Below are 5854 nucleotides of genomic sequence, written 5' to 3' on the forward strand. Positions count from 1 at the left end.
TAAACGCGCAACGCACGCAGGGCGGAGGGGGTTGGGGCACCGGGGGGACACAACGAGGCCGCAGCACGTCCCGTCCCGCCGGGAGGCTCCTCCGGGCGGGCCGGCGCTCAGGTACCGCTACGTCAGCTGGTCTGGACCGAGGTGTCGTCGATCACGAAGCTGGTCTGCAGCGAGGAGTCCTCGGTGCCGGCGAACTTGACCGTCACCGACTGGCCCGCGTAGGCGGAGACGTCGAACGTCCGCAGCTGGTAGCCGGCGGCCGCGTCGACGTTGGAGTAGGTCTTCAGCGCGGTGCCGTTGACCGTGACGGTCAGCTTGTCGTACGCCGTCGTGCCGGTCTCGGCGGTGTCGATGTGCAGGTAGAAGCTGAGCGAGGCCTTGCAGCCGGCCGGGATGGTCACCGTCTGCGAGAGGTTGTCCGAGTGCGTGGACCCGTAGCCGTTCAGCCAGGACTTCCAGGAGCCGCCGTGGGCGGCCTGCGAGGCGCTGTTGTCGACCACGCCGCTGGTGGCGGTCCACGGGGCGGCGGAGCCGGTCTCGAAGCCCGCGTTGCCGAGCAGCTGCGTCGGGATGCAGCCGTCGCCCCGGCTGATGTTCCAAATGAAGCTCGCCGTGGCGGTCTTGCCCGCCGAGTCCTTGACCGTGACCGTCACGGTGGACGTGCCCGCCGTCGTCGCCGTGCCGGTGATCAGGCCGGTGGACGCGTTGATCGAGAGCCCGGCCGGCAGCCCGGCGGCCGAGTAGGTGAGCGGTGCGGTGCCGCCGCTCGCCGAGATCTGGAGGTTGACCGGACCGTTCAATGCGGTGCTCTGGGGGCCCGGGTTGGTGACCGACACGGCGCCGCTGCCGGCCGGCTTGGTGAGCAGGCAGCCGCTGACGTTGAGGTCGATGACGCGGCCGTTGCCGAGGCAGGTGGTGAACCAGTACGTCTCCTCGCCGTAGCTCTGGCCCTTGGTGGCCTTGGTGGTGCCGTCGGCCGCCACCTCGCACGGGTTGTTGAGCGTGCACATCTCGCCGTCGTCGTTGCCGGTGTTGTTGATGCCGACGATCTTCTTGGTCGCGGCGTCGACGATGGGCGAACCGGAGGTGCCGTGCGTGGTGTTGCAGCCGGCGCTGTAGCGGATCGAGTCGTGCCAGGTCCACGCGTCCTCGCGCAGGGTGGGGACGAACCCGTTGATCGAGCAGTTCCACACCTGCTTCCAGTACGACGAGGGTATGTACATCGCCGAGCCGTCGGCCGGGTGGGTGTCGCTGATGGTGAGGGCGGTGGCGCCGTACTTGCTGGTGACCGACCCGAAGGTGTCGGTCAGTTGGTACAGCGCGACGTCGGTGCCGGTCATCGTCGCGTACAGCACCTTGTCCGCCTGGACGGTGCCGAGCGACGAGCCGGACGAGCTGAGCAGTGTGCCGCTGCGGCTGGCGCTCTGGTTCTGGATGACCACCCCGGCCGCCGGCATGGTCGGCAGGCAGTGGCCGTTGGTGAGCATCATGGCCCGGTCGGTGTCGACCGAGGAGGGGTAACGCACCAGTGACGCGGAGCAGTTGCTCAGCGCGATGGTGGACGTCAGGTCTCCGGCCTGGACCGCCTGCGCGGGGGCGGCGGCCAGGGTGAGCCCACCTGCGACAACTGCGCTTGCGCCGACGATGGCGGCAAGTCTTCTGAACATGGCTCTCCTTGTGGGGGATTGCGGGGCGTACGACCGGTTGCGGACGCCCGCGCCGCACGAAAGTGCCATGACCACTTCAATGCGTCAACCATGCCTGCAGAACTCGCCACCCGAATTCCACTCACCCGGCCACCCCACCCGCCCTTCACCGGGGCACTCGCCGGGCCACCCGCTCGCTCGACCACCCACGGGCGGCGTCTAGGATGCGGGGCGACACTTTCCGCAAGCGACACGGGGGAACTGATGCCTGGTCAGTGGGAAACGCTCGGCGAAACGGGTGGCGTAGAGGCCTACATCCACCGCCCGCAGGATGGCGAGGCCCGCGGCGCGGTCGTCGTCTGCTCCGAGCTGTACGGCGTGAACGCCTACGTCCGCGACACCTGCGCCGAACTGGCGGCGGCCGGGTACGTCGCCATCGCACCCGACTACTACTGGCGCAACGCCCGGCGTACCGAACTCGGCTACACGGCCGAGGAACGCGAGTCCGGCCTGGTCCTGATGCGCGCGCTCGACCGCGACGAGCTGGTCGCGGACGCGGCGGCCGCCCTCGCGACCGCCCGCGGCGAGGCCGGTGGCCGGGGCGTCGCCTTCCTGGGGCTCAGCATGGGCGGGCACATCGCGGTGCGTGCGGCCACCGAGCTGCGTTTCGAACTCGCCGCCGTCTTCTACCCCGGCTGGCTCCTCAACAGCGGCTTCCCGCTGGTCGGCCCGGTCCCGCCACTGGAGACGAGCGAGCGGATCGCCGCCAACGGCGTGTTCCTGCTCGGCTTCCGCGGCGAGCTGGACCACATCATCCCCGCCGAGGAGTGGGAGCAGGCCGGCGAGCGCCTCACCGAGGCCAAGGTCCCGCACGACCTCGTCACCTACCCCGCCGCCAACCACGGCTTCGCCTGCTCCGACCGCCCCGCGGACTACGACCCGGAGGCCGGCGCGGACGCCTGGCGCCGGGTGTACGCGGCGCTGCAGACGTACCTGTAGGCGGACCGCCGCGGGGGCGCTGTGCCACCCCCGCGGGAGTCGCCCCCCGGAAGGCCCCGACGGATCACCGTCGGGGCCTTCCTGTTCCCTGCCCCCACTCCCCGAATCCCGGCAGGAACGACCATCGGCATCACCCGCGGCCCCCATCTGACCGCGCTGCGCGGAACTTTGTCATGCCATCAGCTCTTGACCGCCATCTACTTTGCACTGCAAAGTTGATGTGAGCGGCGCCCGGGGAGCGCGCTGTCTGCTCCGCGCCGGCACTGGCGCGACAACGAGGGGGTAGGTCATGGGAACAACCGATCAGATCGCCGCGGCCGGTCCGCAAGGCGCGGCGGGCGCAGCCGAGTTACTGGCAGGCACCGAGGCGCTCCGGGCGCGCGCCCGCACCCGGCTCCACGGCGCGGGAGTGCCGCTGCTGGCCTTCGGCCTGCTCTCGCTGGCGGCCGTGCCGGTCGCCCGGCAGGCGTTCAACTTCGCTTCCAACGCCCGCAGCGTCAGCTCCTACCCGGCCTTCGCCTACGCCGAGCTGACCGGCCTCTGCGTGCCGCACGCACCCGACGCTCCCTGCCAGGCGGGCGAGTTCGACGGATCCGTGCTCCGCTTCGTGGCCTGGGGCATCTGGTTCGCGGTGCTTCCGCTGGCGTGGCTCATCCTTGCGCGCTGGTACCGCCTGCGCGGTGAGGAGCGCGGGATCGTGCCCCGCCGTGCCGCTTGGACCGTCGGGGGCCTCGGCGCCACCGGTCTGATCACCGCCGTCCTGCTCGCCCTGCTGTTCCTCCGGAACCAGCCCTTCACGGTCGCGATGTTGGAGAACAGCTACAGCTCGCCGTGGTACACGGTCGGGATCGGACTGCTCGTCCTCGGCCTGGTCGAGCGCAGCCGGATCGTCGTGGGCGCAGCCCTCGCCCACATCGCGCTGCTCTCCGCCTACCTCGGGGCGTCCTGGGGCAGCAGCTGGATCCCGTGGGTGCGGTCGGACGGCACCGGCTGGGCCGACGGACCGCAGCTGAAGGCGTTTCTGCTGGCCGCCGTACTGTTGACGGCCGGGCTGGCGCAGCGGGCTGCGGCCCGCAGCCGGGCCACGGCGGGCGCGGACGCGTCGAGTACGGTCGCCGCATGAGCGTTGCCGACGCGCCCGCGGAAAAGGGCCGAGACGAACCGGGGGGACACCACCGGGAGGAACCCGGAGGACAAGGCCGGGAAGAGCCCGGCGAACCCGAGGGCCCCCACCCGACACAGGACCTGGACGACACCGTCCATCAGCGCGTGCGGCTCGGCGTCCTGACCATCGCCCGCGAGGCCGACCGCGTCGAGTTCGGCTTCCTGAAGGGTCAGCTCGGCGTCACCGACGGCAACCTGTCCCGCCATCTCAAGGTGCTGGAGGACTCGGGCCTGATCGTGGTCACGAAGGGCTACGCCGGCCGCCGCCCGCGGACCTGGGTCACCCTGACCGCACAGGGGGCCGAGGCCCTGGAACGCGAGCTGAGGGCCCTGCGCGAACTGGTCCAGCGGCTGGACTCCTACCGCCCGTGGCCGGAGTCGCCCGAGGCGTGACCACGGCGGGAAGGCGGCTCCGGTCGGATTCCGACCGGGGCCGACCCGACCCGCCGCCGCTCTCCCGGAGGCCGGAGGGCGCGGCCGCCGAGACGGCCGGACGCGGCGGGCCGGAGGTGAACGTCACCGTGGGCCACGGCGGCCGCCGGATCGTCGACGCCGTCTCCCGGCGCGAACACGGCACCCATCTGCCTCATCGACAGCAGCCGTGCGGCCGCCCCGCCGCGGGGCCGGTCACTCGCCCTTGAGCTGCTGCACCAGGCCGAGCCGGTCGATGACGGCGTGGCGCTCGCTGATGCGGTCGCCGACGAAGCGGAACAGGGCGAACGCCTCCATGCTGACGCGCTTGCCGGTGGCCGGGATGCCCATCAGCGGGCCGGAGTGGGTGGCCGTCATGCGCCAGCGGACGGCGACGTCGTCGCCCTCGCCCAGCAGGTCGAGGATCTCGAACGACGGGTCGGCGTGGGTGGCGTGCACCTCGCGGATCGCGTCCTTGAAGCCCTGAGGGCCACGGACGTTCTGGTGCTGCCCCTCGCTGGTGACGAAGTCGGCGGTGAACAGCTCGTCGGCGACGTCGACGTCGCCGGCCTCAAGTGCCTTGTAGAGGCGGCGGATCGCGTTCTTGCGGTACTCGACGGTGGTCATGCGGGTTCCCTCCCGAGTGGATGACCGAGTGGATTACTGAGTGATCCGTCAGTAAGTTAACCTCTTCCTGAGCGATTACTCAAGTAGTCGGGACGGTACGGAGGAACGGAGGCCGGGCATGGCCCAGGCACGACGCGGTCGACCCTCGACCGGGGTACGGAAAGCGGTGCTCAAGGCCACCGAGGAGGTGCTCGGGGACACGGGACTGGCGCTGTCCACCAAGGAGATCGCACGCCGGGCGGGCGTCGCGGAGTCGAGCATCTTCTACCACTTCGGCGACCGGCTCGGCCTGCTCCAAGCCGTCGTCGGGCTGCACCTGCCGGCCTTCGCCGACGCGACCGCCGTCCTCGGCTCCTTCGAGGACGGCCCCGAGGACGGCCGTGGGAACAGCCCCGAGGTCGGCCGCGAGGACAACCCCGAGGATTCACAGCGGGAGGCGTCCGGCAGCGGCGGCCTCCAGGCCGAGCTCACCGCCCTGCTCACCCGCCTCGAACAGTTCTACCGCCGGATCATGCCGATCCTCGGCGCCGTCCAGTCCGACGCCCAACTGCGCGCGCTGCTCGCCGAACGCGGCGGCGAGATCGGCCCGCACCTCGCCCTCGGGGCCGTCGCCGACGCGCTCCGCACCCGCCAGGCCGCGGGCCGGCTCCCAGCCGCGCTGGACCCGGCCGCCGCCGCCCTCCTCCTCGTCGGCGCGGCCCACCAGCGCGCCCTCCACACCCACCTGCTCGGCGAGGCGGCCGCGGCCCGCCTCCTCCCCCCGGTGGAAACGGTCGCCCGCACCCTCGCGCCGGCCTTCGGGTAGCCCGGGATCCACCCACTGCCGGACCCACCCGCCGCCGCATTCACCCGGCGCCGGAGCCACCCGCCACGGAACTGCCCGGCGCCGGACCGGGCGCGCCCAGCACGGTGGGGGGGGGGGGGGGGGGGGGGGGGGGGGGGGGGGGGGGGGGGGGGGGAGGGGGGGGGGGGGGAGGGGCAACGGGGCGAGCCCACGGGTGGGGTCG

Annotated in this window: 6 protein-coding genes; 4 read left to right on the forward strand and 2 right to left on the reverse strand. The window is 72.1% G+C overall.

Translation table 11 applies throughout. The features are described from left to right. Positions 1-122: 122 nt before the first annotated feature. A complete protein-coding gene (locus ACZ6NC_RS17680; protein ID WP_465733657.1) occupies positions 123-1667 on the reverse strand; it encodes a putative Ig domain-containing protein in 1545 nt (514 codons plus the stop codon). 243 nt (positions 1668-1910) lie between these two features. Between ACZ6NC_RS17680 and ACZ6NC_RS17685 the strand changes: the two genes are divergently transcribed. The 3 genes from ACZ6NC_RS17685 (at position 1911) to ACZ6NC_RS17695 (ending at position 4202) form a co-directional block, all read left to right on the forward strand. After that, a complete protein-coding gene (locus ACZ6NC_RS17685) occupies positions 1911-2645 on the forward strand; it encodes a dienelactone hydrolase family protein (protein ID WP_465733659.1) in 735 nt (244 codons plus the stop codon). A 289-nt stretch (positions 2646-2934) separates the two neighbouring features. Next, positions 2935-3768, forward strand: a complete 834-nt coding sequence (locus ACZ6NC_RS17690; protein WP_465733661.1) for a hypothetical protein — start codon at positions 2935-2937, stop codon at positions 3766-3768. After that, entirely contained in the window at positions 3765-4202 is a 438-nt protein-coding gene (locus ACZ6NC_RS17695; RefSeq protein ID WP_465733663.1) for a winged helix-turn-helix domain-containing protein, read from the forward strand. The genes ACZ6NC_RS17690 and ACZ6NC_RS17695 overlap by 4 nt, the downstream gene beginning before the upstream one ends. Positions 4203-4436: 234 nt before the next feature. Here the strand turns inward: ACZ6NC_RS17695 and ACZ6NC_RS17700 are convergent, their stop codons facing one another. Beyond that, positions 4437-4847, reverse strand: coding sequence for an ester cyclase (locus tag ACZ6NC_RS17700; protein ID WP_465733664.1), 411 nt, complete (start codon positions 4845-4847; stop codon positions 4437-4439). 118 nt (positions 4848-4965) lie between these two features. Between ACZ6NC_RS17700 and ACZ6NC_RS17705 the strand changes: the two genes are divergently transcribed. Next, on the forward strand, positions 4966-5652 hold the full coding sequence (locus tag ACZ6NC_RS17705) for a TetR/AcrR family transcriptional regulator (protein ID WP_465733666.1): 687 nt from the start codon (positions 4966-4968) through the stop codon (positions 5650-5652). Positions 5653-5854 lie beyond the last annotated feature (202 nt).

Source organism: Kitasatospora sp. NPDC041988 (genome assembly GCF_055588525.1).

What these genes read in the sequence shown, in the direction of transcription:
- ACZ6NC_RS17680 (WP_465733657.1), bottom strand. Translation starts at nt 1,667, where the DNA reads ATGTTCAGAAGACTTGCCGCCATCGTCGGCGCAAGCGCAGTTGTCGCA.
- ACZ6NC_RS17685 (WP_465733659.1), top strand. Translation starts at nt 1,911, where the DNA reads ATGCCTGGTCAGTGGGAAACGCTCGGCGAAACGGGTGGCGTAGAGGCC.
- ACZ6NC_RS17690 (WP_465733661.1), top strand. Translation starts at nt 2,935, where the DNA reads ATGGGAACAACCGATCAGATCGCCGCGGCCGGTCCGCAAGGCGCGGCG.
- ACZ6NC_RS17695 (WP_465733663.1), top strand. Translation starts at nt 3,765, where the DNA reads ATGAGCGTTGCCGACGCGCCCGCGGAAAAGGGCCGAGACGAACCGGGG.
- ACZ6NC_RS17700 (WP_465733664.1), bottom strand. Translation starts at nt 4,847, where the DNA reads ATGACCACCGTCGAGTACCGCAAGAACGCGATCCGCCGCCTCTACAAG.
- ACZ6NC_RS17705 (WP_465733666.1), top strand. Translation starts at nt 4,966, where the DNA reads ATGGCCCAGGCACGACGCGGTCGACCCTCGACCGGGGTACGGAAAGCG.